This is a genomic window from Bradyrhizobium sp. UFLA05-153 (assembly GCF_054185185.1).
The window spans coordinates 1-991 of record NZ_JBBIAM010000327.1; the positions used below are offsets into that span (position 1 = coordinate 1).

At 62.1% G+C, this 991-nt stretch carries 1 protein-coding gene and 1 pseudogene; both read left to right on the plus strand.

Annotated elements, in window-relative coordinates; genetic code table 11:
• Positions 1-290, plus strand: a pseudogene (locus tag Q2941_RS51700) (LLM class flavin-dependent oxidoreductase); the annotation flags it as partial.
• 57 nt (positions 291-347) lie between these two features.
• Complete coding sequence (locus tag Q2941_RS51705; protein ID WP_458197555.1) at positions 348-902, plus strand: flavin reductase family protein; 555 nt, start codon at positions 348-350, stop codon at positions 900-902.
• Positions 903-991: the final 89 nt, after the last annotated feature.

Consider the following 991-nt stretch of genomic DNA (forward strand, 5'->3'; position numbering starts at 1 on the left):
TGCTCGGCCATTTCGGCTTCAAGGACTATCTGAAGCATGCACCAGACGTGTCCGACAGCGACGTCACGGTCGAATATTGCGCCAAGCGCAACTGGATCGTCGGCTCGCCGTCGACCGTGGCCGAGAAGATCGAGAAGATCTACGAGGAGGTCGGCGGCTTCGGCGTGCTCCTGGTATTCGGCTTCGACTACAAGCACAAGCCGGAAGCCTGGCACCATTCGCTGGCGCTGCTGAAGAAAGAGGTGATGCCGAGGCTGAAGCATCTCGGCAGCGCGCGCAAGGCGGCGTGACGACGCGCGGGTGCGGGACGCACATCCCGCACCCGCTCTCATTCGTGGAGATCATGCGTGACGATCGATGCAAAGGACTTCAAGCAGGCGATGCGGCAATGCGCCGGCGCGGTTGCGCTGGTGACGGTCGGCACCGACAACGGCAAGCGCACCGGACTGACCGTGACCTCGGCATGCTCGCTGTCGGACAATCCACCGTCGCTGATCGCCTGCGTCAGCCGCAATGCCAGCGCCCACGCGCGCATCCGCGAGGACGGCGCTTTCGCCGTCAACTTCCTCAGCGAGGACCACGCACTGCTGGCACTGACCTTCAGCGGACAGAAGGGCGTCAACGGCGACGACCGTTTTGCGTTCGGGCAATGGACGCAAGGCGTCACTGGCGTCCCCTTGCTGGTGGATGCGGTCGCCGCATTCGACTGCGTGCTGGCGCAGGAATTCGTAACGAGGACGCATTCGATTTTCGTCGGCGAGGTTCGCAGCGTCACCCATTCTGCGCTGGCCGTTCCACTCGTGTATCTCCGCAGCGCCTTTCATACGCCGCAGGAGATCCGCGATGCCGTCACGCTCGGCGATCTCGATGCAAGGCATCTGAGCTGGAGCGATTTTTCTTAGGGTAGCGGCGCCTAGTACTACTGAGTCAGTTGGTCGCGGCGGCTTAGGTGTGAGAATCAAGTATCTGTAGGGATTCAGAATTTGGCACG